The following is a 22,105-nucleotide window of genomic DNA, read 5'->3' on the forward strand; positions in this document are numbered from 1 at the left end:
CTTCATCGTTTGTTAGATTTCAGAAAAAGCTCGGGTTGCGGCCCGGGCTTTTTTTGTCGCATTCGATCAAATCGCACGAAACATTTGAATGATCCGCAACCTTTGGCTCTGCGTATTGTTTGCAGATAAGCCGACAAAGAGGGTCCGCTGATGGATAGTGCAGCCCGCAGGCATATGGTGAAGGCGGCTATGGCCGCGCCTTATCTCGAACGTGACGAAGAGCACCAGCTCGCCGTTCGATGGAAAGAGAAGCAAGACCAGGATGCTTTGCATCGCATTACGACCGCGCATATGCGGCTCGTGATCTCGATGGCCTCCAAGTTTCGCAACTTCGGCTTGCCCATGGGCGACCTGATCCAAGAAGGCCATGTGGGCCTTCTGGAGGCTGCGGCACGGTTCGAACCGGACCGTGAGGTGCGCTTCTCGACCTATGCAACCTGGTGGATCCGTGCGTCCATTCAGGACTATATCCTCCGCAACTGGTCGATCGTTCGCGGCGGTACCAGCTCTGCCCAGAAGGCACTCTTCTTCAATCTTCGACGTCTACGCGCGCGGCTGTCCCAGGGCAGCGAAATGTTGACCGAGAGCGCGATACACCAGGAGATCGCGACGGCACTCGGCGTTCAGGTCAAAGACGTCGCGGTCATGGATGCCCGCCTTTCGGGCTCCGATACGTCGCTCAACGCACCCGTCGGCGACGGCGATTCCGGCAGCGCCGATCGTGTGGATTTTCTGCGCTGCGACGCGCCGCTGCCGGACGAGCAGGTCTTGCAGTCGATCGACGACGAGCGACGCTCAGCTTGGCTGAAAGGTGCGCTGACGACGCTCAACGCGCGCGAATTGCGCATCATCCGCGAGAGGCGGCTGGCGGAAGAGGGGGCGACATTGGAGTCGCTCGGCTCAGAACTCGGCATTTCCAAGGAGCGCGTGCGGCAGATCGAAAGCCGTGCGCTCGAAAAGCTGCGTCAGGCTTTGTCCCACCAGTTGCCCGCGCTTCAGGCTTAAAGGAAGGCGTTTCGTCCGCAGGTCTCCCGACGCAATTGCGGCGGCAAGCTTGACGTCGTGGCTGCCACCGGGGCACTTACCGGCCCTTGAACGAGCCATGGAGTGGACTTGCGATGCGGTTTGACGGCACAGACGCCTATATTGCGGAAAAGGATCTGACGGTCGCTATCAATGCGGCGATCGCTCTGCAGAAGCCGCTGCTGGTAAAAGGCGAGCCGGGCACCGGAAAAACCGAACTCGCTCGCCAACTGGCCTCCGCACTCGGTCTCGATCTACTCGAATGGCATGTGAAGTCGACCACAAAGGCCCAGCAGGGTCTCTACGAGTACGATGCCGTATCGCGGCTGCGCGATAGCCAGCTCGGCGACGACCGCTTCAACGACATCGGTAATTATATTCGCCGAGGCAAGCTCTGGGATGCCTTCGATGCCGACAAGCGCGTCGTGCTTCTGATCGACGAGATCGATAAGGCCGACATCGAGTTTCCCAACGACCTTCTTCAGGAACTCGACCGGATGGAGTTCCACGTCTATGAAACGGGAGAGACGATCCGCGCGCGCCATCGTCCGATCGTCATCATCACGTCCAACAACGAGAAGGAATTGCCGGACGCCTTCCTGCGCCGTTGCTTCTTCCACTTCATCCGCTTTCCCGACATCGAGACGCTGCATCGGATCGTCGAGGTCCATTATCCGGGAATCAAGCAAAATCTTGTGCGCGCGGCGCTGACGCAGTTCTACGAGATCCGCGACGTTCCAGGCCTGAAGAAGAAGCCGTCCACATCGGAAGCGCTCGATTGGATCCGTCTGCTGGTTGCCGACGACGTGGCACCGGAAGATTTGCGCGGCGACGCCAAGAACGCACTTCCGCGCCTGCACGGCGCGCTCCTCAAGAACGAGCAGGACGTCCACCTCTTCGAACGCCTCGCCTTCATGGCGCGGCGTCAGGGTTAGCGCCCGGCCATGTTCCTCCCCTTCTTCCTCGAACTGAAAGCGGCGGGTGTGCCGGTTTCGCTGCGCGAGTATCTTGCGCTGCTCGAAGGGCTGGAGGCGGAGCTCGTCACCTATGACGTCGAGGGCTTCTACTACCTTGCCCGGGCGACGCTGGTGAAGGACGAGCGGTTCATCGATCGGTTCGACCGGGTGTTTGCCCACGCGTTTCGCGGGGTCGAGGCAGTTGCGGGCGAAGAGGGGCCTTCAAGCGTTGCCTTGCCCGAGGAGTGGCTGCGGCGGCTTGCCGAAAAACATCTGAGCGAAGACGAAAAGAAGCTCGTCGAGGCGCTGGGCGGTTTCGAAAAGCTGATGGAGACGCTGAAGCAGCGGCTCGAAGAGCAGAAGGGCCGTCACCAGGGCGGCTCGAAATGGATCGGCACGGCCGGCACCTCACCCTTTGGCGCCTATGGCTACAACCCCGAAGGTGTGCGTATCGGGCAGGATGGCAGCCGGCACCGTCGCGCGGTCAAGGTTTGGGACAAGCGCGATTTTCGCGATCTCGACGACCGGGTGGAGCTCGGCACGCGCAACATCAAGATCGCGCTGAAGCGCCTGCGCCGCTGGGTGCGGGCAGGCGCGGCCGAGGAGCTGGATCTCGGTGGCACCATCAAGTCGACCGCCGAACACGGCTATCTCGATGTGCGCACCCGGCCCGAACGGCGCAATGCGATCAAGCTTTTGATGTTCTTCGATGTCGGCGGGTCGATGGATGATCACATCAAGACCGTGGAAGAGCTCTTTTCCGCGGTGCGCGCCGAGTTTCGCCATATGGATTACTTCTATTTTCACAACTGCCTCTATGAGGGCGTGTGGAAGGACAACCGCCGGCGCCACGAGGCCGTGCTGCCCACCTATGATCTGATCCGCACCTATGGTTCCGACTATCGGGTGATCTTCGTCGGCGATGCGGCGATGAGCCCCTACGAGATCGTCTATCCGGGCGGGTCGGTCGAGCACTGGAACAAGGAAGCCGGGCAGGTCTGGCTGGAGCGGGTGCTTGCCCATTTCCCGAAGGCTGCATGGTTAAACCCCACCCCGCAGGCGCATTGGGGTTATACCCAGTCGATCGGGCTGATCCGGCAGATCGTCAACGACCGAATGTTTCCGTTGACGCTCGGCGGGCTTGAAGCCGCGACGCGGGAATTGACGCGCTGAGCCTAAAGTCGTTTGCTTGACGGAACGTGCCTGCTGCTATCCCCGTTTGAGGGACAACAGCCATCACCGAAAATCCACTTAAGAACGGACAGGGAGAGCGTCATGCTGACACGCACGAGCCAGTATCTGAAAGAAGCCAATCTCATCGATGGCGCGTGGGTCGGTGCCGACAGCGGCGAAACTATCGATGTGGTCAATCCGGCGACAGGCCAGCGGATCGGTTCGGTGCCGAAATCGGGCAAGGCTGAAACGCGCCGCGCCATCGACGCTGCGCATACGGCGTTTCTCGAATACCGCAAGACCTCGGCTGCCGAACGCGCCAAGCTGATGCGCGCGCTTCACGATGCCATCATGGACAACCAGGACGCGCTCGCCGAACTGCTCACCATGGAGCAGGGCAAGCCACTGGCCGAGGCCAAGGGCGAGGTCGGCATGTCGGCCAGCTACATCCTCTGGTACGCGGAAGAGGCGCGCCGGGTCTATGGCGACACGATCCCATCTTCATGGGCGGACCGTCGCATGATGGTCATCAAGCAGCCTGTCGGCGTCGTTGCGGCCATCACGCCGTGGAACTTCCCGTCCTCGATGCTGGCCCGCAAGATCGGGCCGGCGCTGGCGACGGGCTGCACGAGCGTCGTTAAGCCGGCGACCGCGACGCCCTATTCGGGCATTGCCTGGGGTGTTCTTGCGGAAGAAGCCGGCTTCCCGAAAGGCGTGATCAACGTGGTCACCGGCGGCTCGGGCGACATCGGCGGCGAGCTGACGTCGAACGAGAAGGTGCGCAAGATCACGTTCACCGGCTCGACCGAAGTCGGCCGCAAGCTGCTCGCGCAATCGGCGGAAACGGTGAAGAAGGTGTCGATGGAGCTTGGCGGCAACGCGCCGTTCCTCGTCTTCGACGATGCCGATCTCGACCGTGCCGTTGAGGGGGCCATCGCAGCGAAGTTCCGAAACACGGGCCAGACCTGCGTGTGCACTAATCGCTTCATCGTCCAGTCGGGCATCCATGACCGCTTCGTCGAGAAGCTGGCGGAGAAGGCGGCTGCGCTGAAGGTAGGCAACGGTCTCGATGACGGCACCACCCAAGGACCGCTGATCGACAAGGACCAGCTTGAAACGGTCGAAAAGTTCGTTGCCGACGCCAGGGAAAAGGGCGGCAAAATCCTGACCGGTGGCGAACGCCATGAACTCGGCGGCAATTTCTACAAGCCGACCGTGATTTCAGGCGCGACGAAGGAAATGCGCTTCACCAAGGAAGAGATCTTCGGCCCCGTCGCACCCGTCTACAAGTTCGAGACGGAGGAAGAAGGGGTCGCCTTGGCCAACGACACGATCTTCGGCCTTGCCGCCTATTTCTACACGCAGGATCTCGGCCGCACGTTTCGTGTCATGGAAGGGCTGGAATACGGCCTGGTCGGCGTGAATGAAGGGGTCATCACAGCCGTGGAAGCACCCTTCGGCGGGGTCAAGCAGTCAGGCCTCGGCAAGGAAGGCGGGCATCAGGGCATCGAGGAATATCTCGAGAGCAAATATGTCTGCCTGGGCGGTCTCGGCTTCTAAAAGCGTCTCCAGGTGAAGTGGACACCGGTTCACCGTCAGGAAGCGCGCAAGATCAAAATCTGAGGGCCGAAAGCGTCAGTTCAGAAGAATGCGTCCTACCACGGCCGGCTTGTCCGACCCTTCGGGAACCGGACCGACGATCACTGCCTCGCCGTCGCGCGGGGTGGTGCCCGTCAGGGCCTGCACAACGCCGCTGTGGGTGATGAAAAGCTGGTTGCCGGGGCCCCTGAAACCGTTGATGCGAGCGATGATGGCATCAAGCTGCTCTTCTTCGCTCATCTCGGTCTGGCCCAGAGGATCCAGTTCCTCGAGCACCTCGACGCTGTATGAGCCGAAGGCGAGATCGGCGGTCTCCTGGGTGCGGCAGTACTCGCTGCTATAGATGCCGTTGATCGTCACGGCGCGTGCGGCAAAGCGTGTTCCTTGACGCCGTGCCTGGGTGCGGCCCCTATCGGACAAAACTGCCTGCGTCGCGCAATCCTGAGGATCGACTTCGGACGCGTCTCCGCCAAGCGTCTGCGCGTGCTGGAGCAAGATCGTGTAGCCGCCGTTGGACAAGCGCACCCAAGCCGCTTCAGTGGCGAGTGCCGGGCCGGGAGCGATTGCCGATCCGGTGACCACGGCTATGGCTACTGCGGAGCCGGCGATAACGTTTCTGAGCTTTTTCATCCTGAACTATATCTAGGTGTAACGCCCCGGGATGTCAGCCCTTGATGTCGTGTATGAGCCGGCATGCGCCGAAATGCGCCATCTTGTCTTCTCAGACGAATGTCACGTCATGTGTGAAGGGCATGCGTCGAAGGCGCTCACCCGTCAGCGCAAAGATGGCGTTGCCCAGTGCGGCGGCCACGGGTGGTGTGCTCGGTTCGCCTGCGCCTCCCATGCGCGGGGCGTTCTGCAGGATCTCGACATGAATGGCCGGGCAGCGATCGATGCGCAGCGCATCGAAATCGTGGAAGTTGCTCTGCTGCACGCGGCCTTCGCTGAGCGTGATCTCCTGGCCGAGAGCGGCCGAGAGGCCGAAGACGATGCCGGACATCATCTGCGCTTCGAAGATCCCCGGATCCAGCACCGTGCCGGGATCTGCAGCGCACCAGACGTTTTCCACGCGGATGCCGCGATCATCGCGCGAGATTTCAACCACCTCGGCGACCCAGGTGCCGAAGGACAGCGTGAAGGCAAGGCCGCGCGCCCGTCCTTCCGCCGGCTGCGATCGCCAATCGGACATGTCGGCGACCTTCTCGAGAAGCGCGGTCGCGACCGGGTAGGACGCCATTAGCTTCAAGCGGTATTCGAGCGGATCCATGCCGCTTGAGGCTGCCAGTTCGTCCATGAAGCACTCATGGAAAAAGCCGTTGATGGAATTGCCGACCGAACGCCAGATACCCACCGGCACGCCGATATCGGCCTTGACGCCGGCGACGCGGTAATTGGCGATGGCATAGGGCTGGTTGAAGGCTCCGTCGACGATGCTCTTGTCCGGTCCCGGCAAGCTGATCGACGGATAGAAGCGTGATGCCATGGGCGAAAAGATCGGCGGGGCAGCCACCACGATGTCCAGGGCCTCCGGCAGACCATCGGCGCCGAGTGCCGCGCGCAGCCGTCCCGTCGCGGCCGGGCGATAATAGTCGTGGGCGATGTCTTCCTCGCGCGTCCAGATCACTTTGACCGGCCGACCGCCTGTTTCGCGCGCAATCAGGGCCGCATAGACGGCGACATCCGGCTCGACGCGGCGGCCGAAGCCCCCTCCGAGCGAGGTCGTGTTGACCGTGCAGTCGGCGGTCGGGATGTCCAGCGCCGCCGCTGCGACGGCCTGAATGAGATTCGGCGCCTGGTTCGGAAGCCAGAGGTCGAGCTTGCCGTCCGCAAAGCGCGCTGTGGCATTCATGGGCTCCATAGCGGCATGGGCGAGATAGGGCACATGGTATTCCGCCTCGACGATGCGGTCGCGGGCATGGTCGGCGAACACAATGTCCGTATCGCCATCGTCGCGCATCACATCGCGTGATCCGGCGCCGACGGCCGCCGCCAGAAGTTCGCTGACAGCCGCATCATCCAGGGTCGAGTTCGGCTTTTCCCATTCCACCGCAACGGCATCGGCCGCCATGAAGGCGCGCCAGGTGTTGTCGGCAATCACTGCGAAACCGCGTCCGAGTCGGTGATCGATCTCGATAATAGAATGGACGCCGCGGATCTGCCGGGCAGCCTCGGTGTCGAGCGCGAGCACGCCGCCGCCGAAATGAGGATTGATGCGCACCGTGGCGTGAAGCATGTCGGGCTGGGCGACATCGACGCCAAAAATCGGCGCGCCGATGACCTTGGCGCGCATATCGGTGCGCGGCTGCGACTTGCCGAGCAATTTCCAGTCCTCAGGCCCGCGCAGCGGGATGTCGCGCGAGACAGGTGCCTCAGCCGCTTCAGCGGCGAGTGTGCCGTAGGACAAGGTTTCGCCAGTGGAGGGATTGCGCACCGATCCGGCATTCGTCTCGAGATCCGCCGGCTGGACGCCCCAGCGGGTCGCTGCAGCCTGTTTCAAAGCCTCACGCGCGGTGGCACCGCCTTGGCGCATCTTCTCGAACGCATCGACGGTGGATGACGAGCCGCCCGTCACGTGGAGCGCCAGGAACTTGCCGGCAATCCCGACGCCGGAGCGGGCGATGGTCGCGATCGTCGACTCGTCATAGGTCGGGAATGGCAGGCCGTCTTCCAGCATCGCGATATTGGCATAGGCCTCGGACGCCGGCCCATGCTCGACCACGACACTCTCCAGCGAGACGTCGAGTTCTTCGGCCACCAGCGCCGCAAGTGTGGTGCTGACGCCCTGGCCCATTTCCGCGCGTGGCACGAAGATGGTGATCGTCTCATCCGGTGCGATGGTCAGATAGGGATTGAAGACGGCTTCTCCGTCATCGGCGCGCGCCGCCAGCGGATTGTCGGGCGGGCGCCGGTAGGCGTATGCGCCCACCGCGAGCCCGCCGGCGATCGCGGCCGTGCCGATGAGGAAAGTGCGCCGTGCAATTTTGCCGACCGATGCCATGGGCTCAGCTCCGCGCCGACTGTGTGGATGCCGCTCGCTTGATGGCGGTCCGGATGCGCGGATAGGTGCCGCAGCGGCAGAGGTTGCCGGACATCGCTTCGTCGATGTCCGCATCACTCGGCGCGGGATTGGACGCGAGCAGCGCTGTGGCCGACATGATCTGCCCGGCCTGGCAATAGCCGCATTGGGCGACCTGCTCTGCGATCCAGGCTTCCTGCACGGCCGTCAGGACGCCGTCACCCGAAAGCCCGTCGATGGTCGTGACTGCGCCTTCGACATATTGCACAGGCAGGGCGCAGGACCGTTCCGGCACGCCATCGATCAGCACCGTACAGGCGCCGCAGGCGCCGATGCCGCAGCCGAATTTCGGGCCCATCATGCCCAGTTCATCGCGCAGCACCCAGAGCAGCGGCATGTCGCTTTCGATGTCGAGCGAATGGCGTTGGCCGTTGACCGTCAATTCCATGGGAGTTCTCCGTCGCGGCTTGAAGCCTTGTCACAGGTAACGTCGGGTCGTGACGTTCACAAGGCAAGTGCGGCTTTCCAGCGCGAAGTGACGTTGACAATGAAGCGGTGCTATATCACCTGAAGCCAGCCGGTGGGCTCGCCTATCGGTCCATCGTTTGAAGGACGCGCCATGCTCGATCGCAGCCCGAATTCGGCTCAATCCTACCTGACGGCCCCACTCTCCCGGCGCGCTTCGATCGCGGTGGATGTCGGCGGCGTCATCGTCGGTGGCGGCGCGCCGGTGGTTGTCCAGTCCATGACGAACACCGATACGGCCGATATCGACGCAACGGTCGCCCAAGTCGCCGCGCTGAACCGCGCGGGATCGGAGATCGTTCGAATCACGGTCGACCGGCCGGAAAGTGCTGCCGCCGTGCCGCGCATTCGCGAGCGTCTCGATCGCCTCGGCATCGACGTGCCGCTCGTCGGCGACTTCCATTATATCGGCCACACGCTTCTCGCCGATCATCCCGATTGCGCCGCGGCGCTCGCCAAGTATCGCATCAATCCCGGCAATGTCGGTTTCAAGGACAAGCGCGACCGGCAATTCACGCAGATCATCGAGCAGGCGATCCGTTACGACAAGCCGGTGCGCATCGGTGTGAACTGGGGCTCGCTCGATCAGGAACTGCTGACGCGCCTGATGGACGAGAACCAGGCCAAGGGCTCGCCCATGACGGCGCGCGAAGTGACGCGCGAGGCGATCATCCAGTCGGCGCTTCTGTCGGCGGAGCTCGCCGAGGAAATCGGCCTGCCGCGCAACCGCATCATCCTGTCGGCAAAGGTCAGCCAGGTGCAGGATCTGATCGCCGTCAATCTCGAGCTTGCGCTGCGCACGAACCATGCGCTGCATCTCGGACTGACGGAAGCGGGCATGGGGTCCAAGGGTATCGTCGCCTCGTCGGCTGCCATGGGCATCGTGCTTCAGCAGGGTGTGGGCGACACGATCCGCATTTCGCTGACGCCGGAGCCGAATGGCGATCGCACCCGCGAGGTAATCGTCGCGCAGGAACTGCTGCAGACCATGGGCTTCCGCCAGTTCCTGCCTGTAGTCGCCGCATGCCCGGGCTGCGGGCGGACGACATCGACCGTGTTCCAGGAGCTTGCCCAGACGATCGAGGGCGATCTCAGACGCAACATGCCGGTCTGGCGGGACCGTTATCCGGGGGTCGAGAACCTGCAAGTCGCGGTCATGGGGTGCATCGTCAACGGCCCGGGTGAGTCCAAGCACGCCGATATCGGCATCTCCTTGCCGGGAACGGGCGAAAGCCCCGCTGCGCCGGTCTTCATCGACGGCAAGAAGGCCAAGACGCTGCGCGGTCCGAACATTGCCCAGGATTTCCAGGCGTTGGTCGCAGATTATATCGAGCAGCGCTTCGGTCGTTCAGCCTGAGCACGTTATCTCGGCTTAGTCGAGAGCGGCTGATCAGGCGCGCCGCAGTTCGCTCAGCTCTGCGAGCCAGTGATTGACCTTGGCGGCCAGCATGTCCGGTGAAATCGGCTTCGACATGTAGTCGTCCATGCCAACTTCCAGGCACTTCTCCCGGTCGCCTTTCAGCGCATGCGCCGTGATGCCGACGATCGGCGTGCGCGACAGGCCCAGCTGCAATTCGCGTCGGCGGATCGCTGCGGTCGCCTCGTGGCCGTTCATTTCCGGCATGGATACATCCATCAGGATCAGCGAGGGACGCAACGCTTCCCACTGCATCAGCGCCAGGCGGCCGTTGCCCACGATCTTGAAGGCGTAGGGCAATTCCTGCAGCGCCTGCGTGAAGACGATCTGGTTCACCTCGTTGTCTTCGGCGACGAGAATGTCGATTTGGTCCGTGTTGTTACGCGGGGCTTTCTGCCGCGTCTCCGGCATGGACTGCGAAGCTTGTTGCACGGGTTTCGGTGCCGGTATCTTGGGCTCGACTTGTGTCTGTCTCAAGCACACCACGGGCGTTGGCCTGGCAACGCCGCTGCGCGCGGCCTGGATGACGCTGGTCGCCGTTTCGAGCAGCAGCGAGGAGCGGGTCGGCTTGTTCAGATGCGCCTCGATGCCGAGTTCGCGCACGAAACGCATCTGCGTGTGCTGGTCCACAGACGAGAGCACGAGGATAGGAATATCGGCCAAATGCGTGTCGCCCCGCAGGTGGCGGGCGACATCGCCACCATTCATCTCAGGCATCTGATAGTCAAGCACGATCAGGTCGACCTTGGCACCGAGCGATCGGGCCTCCTGCAGGAACGCGATACCGGCCGGGCCGCTTTCGACCGCCACGCAGTCGAAATGCCAGCTCTGGAACTGCTCGATCAGGATGTCCCGGTTGATCGCGTTGTCCTCAATGATCAAAACGCCCGCGCCGCTCAGGTCCGTGGGCAGGATGCGCTGCGGCTTGGCGCCCTCCGCTTCGTGGATCGGTAACTCGATGGCAAAGGAGAAGCTCGATCCACGGCCGTAGGTGGACGCCACCGCAATGTCGCCGCCCATGAGGTTGATAAGGCGGCGCGCGATCGCGAGGCCTAGGCCCGTGCCTTCGTGCCGGCGCGTCGAGGATGCGTCGACTTGACTGAACTTGTCGAAGATCGTGTCGAGCTTGTCGGCTGGGATGCCGATGCCCGTATCTTCGATCGTGAAGGCGATTTTGACATTGCCTTCACCCACCGTGCCGGAGACGTCGACGAGGACATGGCCCGCTTCGGTGAACTTGACAGCATTGCCGACGAGGTTGGTCAGCACCTGACGCAGACGGCCGACATCGCCGACAAGCATGGCCGGAAGATCGGGCTGCACCCGCACGATCAATTCGAGGTCTTTTTCGGAAACGCGGCCGGAAACCAGCGTCGCCACGTCTTCGACCGTTTCGGCCAGGCTGAAGGGCGCAGGGTCGAGCTCGATCTGGTTCGCGTCGATTTTCGAGAAATCCAGAATGTCGTTGATGATCGTCAGCAATGCGTTGCCGGATTTGACGATGACATCGGTGAAGGTGCGTTGCTTCGCCGTGAGGTCCGTCTTAGCCAGAAGCTCCGCCATCCCGAGAACGCCGTTCATCGGCGTGCGAATTTCGTGGCTCATATTGGCGAGAAACTCCGACTTCGCGCGGTCTGCGGCAAGCGCCTGGACCATGGCGCGATCGGTTTCCTTCTGCTTCGCCGAAAGCCGCTTGACGATGCGCTGCACGGCAAAATCCATCGGGATGAAGACGAGGAACAGCAGAGCCAGCAGCGCCGCGATGGTGATCAACAGGAATTGCTGCAGCGTATTGCCCTGATGACGCGACAATCGCTCGAGATAGGAGCGGACTTCGATCTGCGCCTTCAGATTGGTGACGGAGACATTGTTGTCGTAGAGCGAGAAAATTTCGCGCGCGGTCCAGTGCATGTCGAATTTCGAACGGGCGCTCTCCACCCGCACGCGATCCAGCATCAGCCGGTAGTGCTGAAACGGGTCGCGGGCCGACATATAGGGTGATGCGTTGATGATCCGCGTCTGCAGGGTGGCTGGCGCAGCACTCCAATAGGCTTCCAGGCCGCGCATTTCAGCCTCGGCCTTATCGAGCCGAAAGCGCAACGCAGCCTTCACCGGCTGGACATCGGGATCGACCGGCTGTGCGGCCAGTCGTTCGCGTCGCTCGGCAAGCGTCATGGCCCGAAGCGCGGGTGACAGGCGGGGGCGTTCGGACGGAAAGCGCTGCGCGACGGTCTCAGAATAGGTGGCAAGATCTGCCATCTCCACATCGAGCTGGGCAAATTGTTCGCCGAGCGCGCCGATGCGGTTGATGTCGATCACCTGCTCGCGCTGCTGCAGAAAGAAATAGAAGCAGATGACGCCGATCAGCACCAGTGAGAGGACGTAGCAGCACCGCAGGCTCCAGGCCCAGCGGTTGCTTCCGAAGATGCCGATCGAACTGATCTTCGCCATTGATGTCTTTGTGCCCAGCCCGTTGTTGCCCCGCAGCAAACATCGTCGGTCAGGGTTAAGAAAGCGTGCGTTAACCGTTGGCAAGCCGGAAGGCGGCGGTCTCAGTTCCGGCGGTTGGCGATGAAACCGGCCGCCTGGCGCAGCGGCTCGGCGCGGTCGCCGAAGGGTTCCAGCAGTTCCACTGCCGCGTCGACAAGACCCCGGAGCTGGGTATGTGCCCATTCTGCCCCATGCAGGCTGACGAGCGTCGCCTTGCCCCGATCGGCGTCCTTGCCCGTTGCCTTGCCCATGACGGCTTCGTCGGCCGTCAGGTCGAGAAGATCGTCGGCGAGCTGGAAGGCAAGCCCGATCGCTTCCCCGAACCGCGACAGCCGTTCGCGGTCGTCCGGCGTGGCTCCGCACACGATGGCGCCGGCCTCGCAGGCGAAGCGCAGCAACGCACCGGTCTTCATGGCCTGGAGCGTGACGATCTCTTCTTCCGAAAGGTGTCTGTTCTCTGATGCGAGATCGATCATCTGTCCGCCGACCATGCCGCCGAAGCCGGCGGCTCGGGAAAGCGCGCTGACAAGCGCCACCCGGCGTTCGGGCGCAAGGCTGGTCGAGGGGTCCGTGACCATGTCGAAGGCCAGCGTCAGCAGTGCATCGCCGGCGAGAATCGCTGTCGCTTCGTCATAGGCGATATGAAGCGTGGGTCGTCCGCGCCGCAGCGCATCGTCGTCCATGGCGGGCAAGTCGTCATGCACGAGCGAATAGGTGTGGATGCACTCGAGCGCCGCCGCCACGTCCAGCGCAGCCGCCTCGGTGTCGGCATCGGGCATGAAAAGAGCGGCTGCTTCCATGAGGAGGAACGGCCGGATGCGCTTTCCACCACCGAGCAGTGCATAGCGCATGGCCGAGAGGATGCGCGGTGGCAGCACGATCTCTCCCGGACGCGGTGTGCCGTCCAGTCGATCGGCCAGTCGTCGCTCGACGAGCGTTGCGCGGGCGGCCAGTTGGCTTTCGAAATCGAAGGGCAGATCCATGGCGCCCTCTTGGCATGGGCCGGGCCTCATCGGCAACGATTTCCTGAAAGCAGTGGCAATGCTCCGGCTGCGAAGCTATGGAGAAATCGAGACGGCAGAAGGATAGGCGGCCTTGTCGCAGCGACACCGGCATTTCGGTGAGAATTTTGAAATGAAACCACGCGGCCGCCGCAAACGGGCGGGCATTGGCCGCTGGATCGGGCGGCTGTTCCTCCTTGGCGTCTTCCTTCTCATCCTGCCCTATCTCCTGATCCTGCTTTACCGCATCGAGATCGTTCGACCCTGGTCGACGCTGATGGCCTATGGCCTCGTCACGGGCCAGGGCGTCGAGCGCACTTGGGTGCCTTTCGAAGATGTGGCGCCGGTGCTCGTCCAATCGGTGATGATGTCGGAAGACGGCCAGTTCTGCGCCCATGACGGCATCGACTGGGAGGCGCTCAACTCGGTGATCGACGGCGCGCTGGAAGGGGAATCGACCCGCGGCGCGAGCACGATCCCAATGCAGACGGCGAAAAACCTCTTCCTGTGGCCGGGGCGTTCCTTCGTGCGCAAGGCGCTCGAAGTGCCGCTCGCCATGGCTTCGGATTACATTTGGCCGAAGCAGCGAATGATGGAAATCTATCTCAACATCGCCGAATGGGCGCCGGGGGTTTATGGCATCGAGGCGGCGGCACAGCACCATTTCGGCGTGTCGGCCGCCAATCTGAACGCCAGCCAATCCGCGCTCTTGGCCGTATCTCTGCCCAATCCCCACCAGCGCAATGCCGGTTCTCCGGGCGATGGATTGCGGCGGCTGGCCGGCAACATCGAGGGGCGCGCCCGGCAATCCGGCGCCTACATCACCTGTCTTTATGGATAGATGACGCGATCTGACTGGTGCGACCGAACCTCAACGCTATAGGTTCGCCACCAATCGTCGGAGAGCTCCCATGTCCCGCCTCACCCTGTTCATCGCCAACAAGACCTATTCATCCTGGTCGTTTCGCCCATGGCTTGCGATGCGCATGGCTGGGATCGAGTTCGACGAAGAACTGGTTCCATTCAGCGACGGCGGCTCCAACCCAGCGTTTCTGGCGTTCTCTCCGACAGGGAAGGTGCCTGTGTTGCGTGACGGCGACCTCGTCATCTGGGAAACATTGGCGATCCTCGAATATCTGGCGGAAACGCACCCGGCGCTCTGGCCTGCGGACATGTCAGCTCGCGCCCGGGCACGGGCAATTTCCTCGGAAATGCATGCGGGTTTCCAGGCGCTGCGCAGCGAATGCCCGATGAACATGCGGCGTCCGCGGCGCGCCATTCCCGTGAGCGCTGCGGCGCAAGCGGATGTCGCGCGTATCACTGAGATTTGGACTTCGGCGCTGGCGCAATCCGGGGGGCCGTTTCTTTACGGCGAATTTTCTGCGGCAGACGCGATGTTCGCGCCGGTGGTCAACCGCTTCGACGTGTATGCATTGACCGAGGATGCCGAAATTCTGGCCTACATGGAGCGGATGAAGGCGCTGCCTCCCTACCAGGAGTGGGCGGATGCGAGCCGCCAAGAGCCGTGGGTGGTGGCAGAAGAAGAACACTGAGGCGTTTCGTCAAAAAAATGCCGTGGCCGCTGGTCAAACGCCTGCCGACACTGTATGAACCCGCCAAATTTCCGAATTCGGCAACGTCTGTCTTCGACGATCAGTCGAGCAATCAGGCGTTTCTTGTCGCCCGCGAATGGAGTGAACCATGGCTGTACCTAAAAGAAAAACGACGCCGTCCAAGCGCGGCATGCGTCGTTCGGCAGATGCTATCAAGGCCCCGACCTATGTCGAGGACAAGAATTCCGGCGAACTGCGCCGCCCACACCACGTCGACCTCAAGACCGGCATGTATCGCGGTCGCCAGGTCCTGACGCCGAAGGAAAGCGCATAAGCGCTTGTCCGGCGGTCACAAAGGACCGCCGTTTCGATCAGGTTTTGCGAAAGGCTGGCTTGCGCCGGCCTTTTTCTGTTGCGTATACGTGTATCGCGCTCATCATGAGGTGACGAATCCGCTGCCAAGGCGCAGGATCGCCTGCCGATAGACTTGGACGGAGACCGCCGTGCTGACTGCATTCCCCCTGATGATCGTTCCGTTTGTCCTCTACAACATCGCGATGTTCGGTATCGTCGGCTTTGGAGGGCCGGAATGGCTGGCCAGCGAGGTGACGAGCCTGCAGATGGTATCGGGTGCGGTCTGGACGCTCAGCTTCGGCGATCTGATCATCGTCATCGCGCTGGTGATGCTGTTTGCCGAAATCGTCAAGGCAACGCGCACCGGGCCGTTTCAGATCGTCGACCACCTCTTGTCGCTGGTCGTCTTCCTCGTTTTCCTGATCGAATTTCTGCTGTTTCAGAGCGCTGCGACGGATGTGTTCTTCATCCTGACCGCGATTGCCTTTGTTGACGTGGCGGCCGGCTTCACCGTCGCGCTGCGCAGCGCATCACGCGACGTGTCGATCGGTCTCGGCCGCTAGACGGACCAGCGGCCGAAGAGGCGATCTTGGCGCGCTAGTCCTTCTGGGCGATGAGGCCAGCGGCCTCGATGCCGGCAACGGCTACCGTCTCGTCGTTGTCAGCGGTATCGCCGGAAATGCCGACTGCGCCGAGGATGGTGCCTTTCTTGTCTTTGATCAGCACGCCACCAGGCACCGGCAGGATCTTGCCGTTGGAAATACCGACCATGCCCGTCAGGAAGTGCGGCCGGGTGGCGGCCTGGTCATGCAGCCAGCGCGAGCCTGAGCCGACCGACAGCGCGCCATAGGCCTTGCCGGCACCCATCTCGAAACGCAGCATAGACGCGCCGTCCTGGCGCTGAAACGCCTTCACATGGCCGCCCGCATCCAGAACCACGACGCCGAGCGGTTTTAGACCCATTTCCTTGGCCTGTGCGAGCGCGCCGGTGATGATGCGATTGGCCTTGGCCAGCGGTAGGTCGGTCATCGGTAAGTGTTCACTTTCATTTCAATTGGGTTCGCCTCAGTGGATGCCATAGCACTTGGGAATGCCAAGCCTCCCGCAGGCGAAACAGTTGTTCCATGAAGCGCTAAAGCGGCTCACTCGCCCATGCGGTCGAGCTTCTCCTGAAGGGCGCGCAGCTGATCCTTGAGCTCGTTGAGGTCGCGATTGTCGCCGGTCTTCTTGCGTTCGCCTTCCGCGCTCGCTTCCTTCGCCGTGGCGTTGAAGGGCGAGAACATGCGCATCGCCTGCTGGAAGATCTCGGTGTTGCGGCGAACCTGCTCCTCGGCCATCTGCATGGGGATCTGCATGTTGCGCGCCATCGGATTGTCGCCGAACGCCTTCGTCATCTGCTCGCGCATCTGGCCCTGCTGCGACGTGAAGGCCTGCATGGTCTGCTCGAGATAGGTCGGCACGACCATCTGCATCTGATCGCCGTAAAACCCGATGAGCTGGCGCAGGAAAGAAACGGGAAGCAAGGTGTTCCCGGTCTTTGATTCCTGCTCGAAGATGATTTGCGTGAGGACTGAATGGGTGATGTCGTCGCCGGATTTGGCGTCTTGGACGATGAAATCCTCGCCATTCTTCACCATGACCGCGAGATCATCGAGCGTGACATAGGTGCTTGTGCCGGTGTTGTAGAGACGCCGGTTCGCATATTTCTTGATGATGATGTCACCGTCTTTTTTGGCCATGCTCTCCCCTTACAACCAAAATCGAACCGGCAGCCATACTGCTGGATGCAAACTGTAGGCGATATGCCGCGCCGTTGACAAATGCTTTGTGCGATGCGGCGAACCTTCTTCTGCTGCACCGCAGCACGGTGTGCGTCTCGCTCTCCGATGCTGGCCGAGAGAGGCCAAGACGCATTTGACTTGAGGCGGGAGGTCGGTCAGTTTCTCTGGCAAAGGACGCTGCGGCAGCCAGGTTGGCTGTGCGGTTAAGAAAAGCACTCGCAAAACGGGATTTTCATCATCATGGCTTCCGCACAATCGATCGTCATCGCCAGCGCCGCGCGAACGGCAGTCGGCTCTTTCAATGGTTCATTCGCCTCGGTGCCTGCCCATGAACTGGGCGCGGTTGCCATCAAGGGCGCACTGGAGCGCGCGGGCGTCGATCCGAAGGAAGTGAACGAGGTCATCCTCGGCCAGATCTTGACGGCGGGGCAGGGCCAGAACCCGGCACGCCAGGCCGCCATGGGCGCCGGCATTCCGCAGGAAGCGACTGCCTGGGGCCTCAACCAGCTGTGCGGCTCCGGCTTGCGCGCGGTTGCGATCGGCATGCAGCAGATCGCCACCGGCGATGCCGACATCATCGTTGCCGGCGGGCAGGAATCCATGTCGATGGCACCGCACTGCGCGCATTTGCGTGGCGGCGTGAAGATGGGCGACTTCAAGATGGTCGATACCATGATCAAGGACGGCCTGATGGATGCCTTCTACGGCTACCATATGGGCAATACGGCCGAGAACGTCGCCCGGCAGTGGCAGCTTTCGCGTGACGATCAGGATGCCTTTGCCGTCGCGTCGCAGAACAAGGCGGAAGCTGCGCAGCAGGCCGGCCGCTTCAAGGACGAGATCGTGCCGTTCACCGTCAAGGGCCGCAAGGGCGATACCGTCGTTGATCAGGACGAGTATATCCGCGCCGGCGCCACGCTGGAAGGAATGCAGAAATTGAAGCCGGCTTTCGACAAGGAAGGCACGGTCACGGCCGGCAACGCGTCCGGCATCAATGATGGCGCCGCCGCTGCGGTGTTGATGAGCGAAGCCGAGGCGTCCCGGCGCGGCATCACGCCGATGGCGCGGATCGTTTCCTGGGCCACAGCCGGCGTCGATCCACAGATCATGGGCACCGGCCCGATCCCTGCTTCCCGCAAGGCACTGGAGCGTGCCGGCTGGAAGATCGACGATCTCGATCTCGTGGAAGCCAACGAGGCGTTCGCGGCCCAGGCCTGCGCGGTCAACAAGGATCTTGGCTGGAACCCGGAGATCGTCAACGTCAATGGCGGTGCGATCGCCATCGGTCACCCGGTCGGCGCATCGGGCGCACGCATCCTCAACACGCTGCTGTTCGAGATGGCACGGCGCGACGCCAAGAAGGGCCTCGCCACGCTCTGCATCGGCGGCGGCATGGGTGTCGCCATGTGCCTCGAGCGCCTTTGATACCGCAAGTTTGATTTGAGCGAGGGGGCCGAAAGAGCCCCCGGCTCCCATGAATCTTCAGTGCATCGGGAGGATGGCAGAGAATGGCACGAGTAGCATTGGTGACGGGTGGTTCGCGCGGAATCGGCGCGGCGATTTCCAAGGCATTGAAGGATGCCGGCTATACGGTCGCCGCGACCTATGCCGGCAATGACGAGAAGGCTGCGGCCTTCAAGGAAGAGACTGGCATCGCCGTCTTCAAGTGGGACGTATCGAGCTACGACGCGTGCAAGGAAGGCATCGCCAAGGTCGAGGCCGAAGTGGGCCCAATCGACGTGCTCGTCAACAATGCCGGCATCACCCGTGATGCCATGTTCCACAAGATGACGCCTGACATGTGGAACGAGGTGATCAACACCAACCTGACCGGCCTGTTCAACATGACCCATCCAGTTTGGACGGGCATGCGCGACCGCAAGTTCGGCCGCGTGATCAACATCTCGTCGATCAACGGCCAGAAGGGCCAGATGGGCCAGGCGAATTATTCCGCAGCGAAGGCCGGCGATCTCGGCTTCACCAAGGCCCTTGCGCAGGAGGGCGCGCGCGCCGGCATCACCGTCAACGCCATCTGCCCCGGCTATATCGCCACCGAAATGGTCATGGCCGTGCCGGAAAAGGTGCGCGAATCGATCATCGCCCAGATCCCGGCCGGACGGCTCGGCGAGCCTGAGGAGATCGCGCGCTGCGTCGTCTTCCTGGCATCGGACGAGGCCGGTTTCCTCAACGGCTCCACCATTTCCGCCAATGGCGGTCAGTTCTTCGTCTGATCGGGCTCTGCAGCCAATTTTCGACCTCCGTGGTGAAATAATCCATCCGAAACGGGCAAGTCTGGCACATTGCCGGACTTGCCCTTTCTCGTTGCGTCGCAATAGATAGGGCCGCAGACACCAGGGCGGATGGTGACGGTAGGAGGATCTGCACAGGATGGCGACGCTTGAGAAAGCCGTGCGATATCTGGCGCTGACGCTTGCGATCGCCGGCGGACTGGCCCTGATTTTCATAACCTTGATGACCATCGTCTCGATTTCAGGTCGGGCGTTGGTTTCCGTTGGTCTCCGGCCGGTCCCGGGCGACTTCGAGCTTGTCGAAGCGGCCACCGGCTTTGCGGTGTTCAGCTTCCTCGCCTGGTGTCAGCTCAACCGCGAGCATGCCTCCGTCGAAATTCTGACGATGCGTTTCCCTCCGGTCCTCAATCGCGTCATCGACGTCGTGGTCGATGCGTTGATGCTGCTCGTCGCCGGTGTCCTCACCTATCAGCATTGGCTCGGTACGCTCGACAAGCTCGCCTATGGCGAGACATCCTTCATCCTGCGCTATCCCGTATGGTGGGCCTATGCGCTAGGGCTCGTTGGCGCCATCGGCTTTGTCATCGTTGCCGCCTATTGCCTCATCGCCAGCATAAGGGCGCTTGTGCGGCCTGATGATGCGCCTTCCGCTATTTCGCAGTCTCAAGGTCCGATCGCGTGACGAATTTCGAAATCGGCCTCTGGTCGTTCCCGGTCCTGCTGGTCCTGATCTTCCTCAGAATTCCGATCGGCCTCGCGATGCTGCTCGTCGGGATCGGCGGCAGCTTTGCGATCAACGGCTCGTTCCTGATGATCATGGCGCAGCTGAAGAACCTGACCTACGGCACGTTCTCCTCCTACTCGCTGTCGATCATTCCGCTGTTTCTGCTCATGGGGCAGTTCGCGGCGCTTGGCGGCATGTCACAGGCCCTCTTCCGGGCGGCGGAAACGTGGCTCGGCCACCGCAAGGGTGGTGTCGCTATGGCTGCCATCGGCGCCTGCGCCGGCTTCGGGGCCATCTGTGGATCGTCGCTGGCGACTGCTGCCACCATGGGCAAGGTCGCGCTGCCGGAGCTCAAGCGCTACGGCTATGCGGGCGGTATCTCCACCGCAACGCTTGCCGCAGGCGGGACGCTCGGCATTCTCATTCCGCCATCGGTCATCCTGGTGATCTATGCCATCCTGACCGAGCAGAACATTGCGAAGCTCTTTGCTGCTGCGTTCATTCCCGGCATCCTCGCTGCGATCGGCTATATCATCGTGATCGCCATCTATGCGCGGGTGAAGCCCGAGGCGGTGGGCAAACGCGAGCGCGCACCGTATTCGGAGCGATTCCGTGCGCTTCTCGGCATCTGGCCCGTTCTCATCGTCTTTATCGCGGTGATCGGCGGCATCTATACCGGCGTCTTCACACCAACGGAGGCCGCAGCCGTGGGCGCGTTCGGCACCGGCGTGATCGCCCTTGTCAATCGCGGTCTCAACTGGACGACGCTGAAAGAGGCGATCGTCTCGACTGCCGGCGCCACAGGCATGATCTTCTTCATCGTGCTGGGTGCCGCGGTCTTCAACAGTTTCCTCGCGCTTTCGCAACTGCCGCAGACGATGGCCGCCTTCGTGACCGAACAGGGGTTCAGTCCCTGGATGGTGCTGACGATCATCCTCGTTCTTTACCTCGTTATGGGCTGCTTCATGGATTCGCTCTCCATGATACTTTTGACCGTGCCGATCTTCTTCCCGATCGTTTCGGTGCTGGATTTCGGCCTCACGGCTGAGGAATTCGCGCTGTGGTTCGGCATCCTCATCCTGATCGTCGTGGAGGTGGGGCTGATCACGCCTCCCGTGGGAATGAACCTCTTCGTCATCAACTCGATGTCCAAGGAAACACGCATTTCGGCGACCTACGCCGCAGTCATGCCCTTCGTCGCCTCGGACATCATCCGCACGGCGATTCTCGTGATCTTCCCAGGGATCACGCTCGCTTTGGTGCGACTTCTCTACTGAGGCTGCCGGTCCTGGTTCTTCAGCCGATAGGCGGTTGGCTGAAGTCCCGTTTCGCGCTGGAAAAAGCGGGTGAAATAGGCCGTGTCGGTGAAGCCTAGCCCCAGAGCGATTGTCTTGATCGGCTGAACGCTAAAGATGAGGCTTCGCTTGGCGTCGTCGATCAGCCGGTCTGCCAGCAGCCGCTGCACAGTGCGATTTTCGGCACTTTTCAAAATACGGTTCAGATGTGTCGGCGAAAGGCCAAGCTCACGGGCGTAGAAGCCGACCGGGCGATGTTCGCGATAGTGGCGCTCGACCAGCTGCGTCAGCCGATCCAGCCGCAAGCGATCCTTGTCGCGCTGTTCCGGGGCGTCTGTATCCATCGTGCGCTGCCGTATGGTGCGGATCAGCGATGCGGTGAGAAGACTTTCGATGAGCGCAGCATAGCCCGGCCGCCGAGCCGCGTATTCCGCCTGGATTTCCAAAAGCATGGCGTGGACGGCCGCATGCGCGGGCGAGCCGTCATCCAGCGCCTCGACCTGAACGGACGGGGTGCTCAATGCCGGCAAGAGATCCACGGCGAGCAATGTCGCTAGCCGTGATGCGGCGATGGTGAGCACGAAGCCTTCGACGTCGTTCGAGAAGCGAAAGCCGTGCACAGTGCCGACCGGCACCATGACGAGGCATGGCAGTGCCAGCCGGTGATGCGAGTGTCCGTCGCTGAGTTCAGCAGTACCGGATCGAATGTGCAGAATTTGAAAGTAGCTGCGGTGACGGTGCGGCTTGATCTCCCAGCCATGCATGCGCGAGCGCTCGTAGATATCCTCGCAATGCAACAGAAACTCCGGTGCACCGGAGGATTGGTCCGATCGGCTCTCGCCATAGAGATCATAGGTCGGGATGATGCGCATGGGCCTACTTGGATCGAGATGGCGGAAAAGTCCACATCAATGCCAGCTCCGTCCATTTGCCGCGAGAGGCGCAAAAG

Annotated in this window: 21 protein-coding genes; 13 read left to right on the forward strand and 8 right to left on the reverse strand. The window is 62.0% G+C overall.

Going from position 1 to position 22,105, the window contains the following annotated elements:
- Nucleotides 1-150: 150 nt before the first annotated feature.
- From D5400_RS04560 to D5400_RS04575, 4 genes are all read left to right on the forward strand, one after another.
- On the forward strand, nucleotides 151-1,005 hold the full coding sequence (locus tag D5400_RS04560; protein WP_126008100.1) for an RNA polymerase factor sigma-32: 855 nt from the start codon (nucleotides 151-153) through the stop codon (nucleotides 1,003-1,005).
- Nucleotides 1,006-1,118: 113 nt separating this feature from the next.
- Nucleotides 1,119-1,958, forward strand: coding sequence for an AAA family ATPase (locus D5400_RS04565; RefSeq protein ID WP_126008102.1), 840 nt, complete (start codon nucleotides 1,119-1,121; stop codon nucleotides 1,956-1,958).
- Between the two features lie 9 nt (nucleotides 1,959-1,967).
- The gene (locus D5400_RS04570; RefSeq protein WP_126008104.1) at nucleotides 1,968-3,152 is read left to right on the forward strand and encodes a vWA domain-containing protein; all 1,185 of its coding nucleotides are present in this window, start codon (nucleotides 1,968-1,970) and stop codon (nucleotides 3,150-3,152) included.
- Nucleotides 3,153-3,254: 102 nt separating this feature from the next.
- On the forward strand, nucleotides 3,255-4,712 hold the full coding sequence (locus tag D5400_RS04575; RefSeq protein WP_126008106.1) for an NAD-dependent succinate-semialdehyde dehydrogenase: 1,458 nt from the start codon (nucleotides 3,255-3,257) through the stop codon (nucleotides 4,710-4,712).
- Between the two features lie 75 nt (nucleotides 4,713-4,787).
- On the opposite strand, the gene D5400_RS04580 is transcribed toward D5400_RS04575, so the two are convergent.
- From D5400_RS04580 to D5400_RS04590, 3 genes are all read right to left on the reverse strand, one after another.
- Nucleotides 4,788-5,381 (reverse strand): histidine phosphatase family protein, encoded by a 594-nt coding sequence (locus D5400_RS04580; protein WP_126008108.1) that lies wholly within the window; start codon nucleotides 5,379-5,381, stop codon nucleotides 4,788-4,790.
- A gap of 91 nt (nucleotides 5,382-5,472) precedes the next feature.
- Complete coding sequence (locus D5400_RS04585) at nucleotides 5,473-7,749, reverse strand: xanthine dehydrogenase family protein molybdopterin-binding subunit (protein ID WP_126008110.1); 2,277 nt, start codon at nucleotides 7,747-7,749, stop codon at nucleotides 5,473-5,475.
- A gap of 4 nt (nucleotides 7,750-7,753) precedes the next feature.
- Nucleotides 7,754-8,215 carry a (2Fe-2S)-binding protein gene (locus tag D5400_RS04590; protein WP_126008112.1) on the reverse strand — a complete coding sequence of 154 codons (462 nt, stop codon included), beginning with the start codon at nucleotides 8,213-8,215 and terminating at the stop codon, nucleotides 7,754-7,756.
- A gap of 171 nt (nucleotides 8,216-8,386) precedes the next feature.
- Between D5400_RS04590 and ispG the strand changes: the two genes are divergently transcribed.
- Nucleotides 8,387-9,649, forward strand: coding sequence for a flavodoxin-dependent (E)-4-hydroxy-3-methylbut-2-enyl-diphosphate synthase (gene ispG, locus D5400_RS04595; protein WP_126008115.1), 1,263 nt, complete (start codon nucleotides 8,387-8,389; stop codon nucleotides 9,647-9,649).
- A 33-nt stretch (nucleotides 9,650-9,682) separates the two neighbouring features.
- Here ispG and D5400_RS04600 read toward each other — a convergent pair whose 3' ends face one another.
- Both D5400_RS04600 and D5400_RS04605 read right to left on the reverse strand, forming a co-directional pair.
- A complete protein-coding gene (locus D5400_RS04600) occupies nucleotides 9,683-12,160 on the reverse strand; it encodes a hybrid sensor histidine kinase/response regulator (protein ID WP_205665604.1) in 2,478 nt (825 codons plus the stop codon).
- Nucleotides 12,161-12,261: 101 nt separating this feature from the next.
- Nucleotides 12,262-13,182, reverse strand: coding sequence for a polyprenyl synthetase family protein (locus D5400_RS04605; protein WP_126008117.1), 921 nt, complete (start codon nucleotides 13,180-13,182; stop codon nucleotides 12,262-12,264).
- 151 nt (nucleotides 13,183-13,333) lie between these two features.
- Here D5400_RS04605 and D5400_RS04610 point away from each other — a divergent pair, with 151 nt between their 5' ends.
- The 4 genes from D5400_RS04610 to D5400_RS04625 all read left to right on the forward strand — a co-directional run bounded on the left by D5400_RS04610 (nucleotide 13,334) and on the right by D5400_RS04625 (nucleotide 15,670).
- Entirely contained in the window at nucleotides 13,334-14,041 is a 708-nt protein-coding gene (locus D5400_RS04610) for a biosynthetic peptidoglycan transglycosylase (protein ID WP_126008119.1), read from the forward strand.
- 70 nt (nucleotides 14,042-14,111) lie between these two features.
- Nucleotides 14,112-14,753, forward strand: a complete 642-nt coding sequence (locus tag D5400_RS04615; protein WP_126008121.1) for a glutathione S-transferase family protein — start codon at nucleotides 14,112-14,114, stop codon at nucleotides 14,751-14,753.
- Between the two features lie 148 nt (nucleotides 14,754-14,901).
- The gene (gene rpmF, locus D5400_RS04620; RefSeq protein WP_126008123.1) at nucleotides 14,902-15,087 is read left to right on the forward strand and encodes a 50S ribosomal protein L32; all 186 of its coding nucleotides are present in this window, start codon (nucleotides 14,902-14,904) and stop codon (nucleotides 15,085-15,087) included.
- Between the two features lie 169 nt (nucleotides 15,088-15,256).
- Nucleotides 15,257-15,670, forward strand: a complete 414-nt coding sequence (locus D5400_RS04625; protein ID WP_126008125.1) for a hypothetical protein — start codon at nucleotides 15,257-15,259, stop codon at nucleotides 15,668-15,670.
- A gap of 34 nt (nucleotides 15,671-15,704) precedes the next feature.
- On the opposite strand, the gene D5400_RS04630 is transcribed toward D5400_RS04625, so the two are convergent.
- The gene (locus D5400_RS04630; RefSeq protein WP_126008127.1) at nucleotides 15,705-16,136 is read right to left on the reverse strand and encodes a GlcG/HbpS family heme-binding protein; all 432 of its coding nucleotides are present in this window, start codon (nucleotides 16,134-16,136) and stop codon (nucleotides 15,705-15,707) included.
- 113 nt (nucleotides 16,137-16,249) lie between these two features.
- Nucleotides 16,250-16,846 (reverse strand): polyhydroxyalkanoate synthesis repressor PhaR, encoded by a 597-nt coding sequence (phaR, locus tag D5400_RS04635; RefSeq protein WP_126008129.1) that lies wholly within the window; start codon nucleotides 16,844-16,846, stop codon nucleotides 16,250-16,252.
- 282 nt (nucleotides 16,847-17,128) lie between these two features.
- On the opposite strand from phaR, the gene D5400_RS04640 reads away from it, so the two are divergent.
- The 4 genes from D5400_RS04640 to D5400_RS04655 all read left to right on the forward strand — a co-directional run bounded on the left by D5400_RS04640 (nucleotide 17,129) and on the right by D5400_RS04655 (nucleotide 21,138).
- Complete coding sequence (locus D5400_RS04640) at nucleotides 17,129-18,313, forward strand: acetyl-CoA C-acetyltransferase (protein WP_126008132.1); 1,185 nt, start codon at nucleotides 17,129-17,131, stop codon at nucleotides 18,311-18,313.
- Between the two features lie 83 nt (nucleotides 18,314-18,396).
- Nucleotides 18,397-19,119: a beta-ketoacyl-ACP reductase gene (gene phbB, locus D5400_RS04645; RefSeq protein ID WP_126008134.1), complete on the forward strand. Its 723-nt coding sequence runs from the start codon at nucleotides 18,397-18,399 to the stop codon at nucleotides 19,117-19,119.
- Between the two features lie 157 nt (nucleotides 19,120-19,276).
- On the forward strand, nucleotides 19,277-19,819 hold the full coding sequence (locus tag D5400_RS04650) for a TRAP transporter small permease (protein WP_126008136.1): 543 nt from the start codon (nucleotides 19,277-19,279) through the stop codon (nucleotides 19,817-19,819).
- Nucleotides 19,816-21,138: a TRAP transporter large permease gene (locus D5400_RS04655; RefSeq protein WP_126008138.1), complete on the forward strand. Its 1,323-nt coding sequence runs from the start codon at nucleotides 19,816-19,818 to the stop codon at nucleotides 21,136-21,138. Before D5400_RS04650 ends, D5400_RS04655 begins: the two co-directional genes overlap by 4 nt.
- Here D5400_RS04655 and D5400_RS04660 read toward each other — a convergent pair.
- Nucleotides 21,132-22,028 (reverse strand): helix-turn-helix domain-containing protein, encoded by an 897-nt coding sequence (locus tag D5400_RS04660; RefSeq protein WP_126008141.1) that lies wholly within the window; start codon nucleotides 22,026-22,028, stop codon nucleotides 21,132-21,134. The two genes, D5400_RS04655 and D5400_RS04660, sit on opposite strands and share 7 nt — an antisense overlap.
- Nucleotides 22,029-22,105 lie beyond the last annotated feature (77 nt).

This window comes from Georhizobium profundi (assembly GCF_003952725.1).
In the GTDB taxonomy this organism is placed as follows: domain Bacteria; phylum Pseudomonadota; class Alphaproteobacteria; order Rhizobiales; family Rhizobiaceae; genus Georhizobium; species Georhizobium profundi.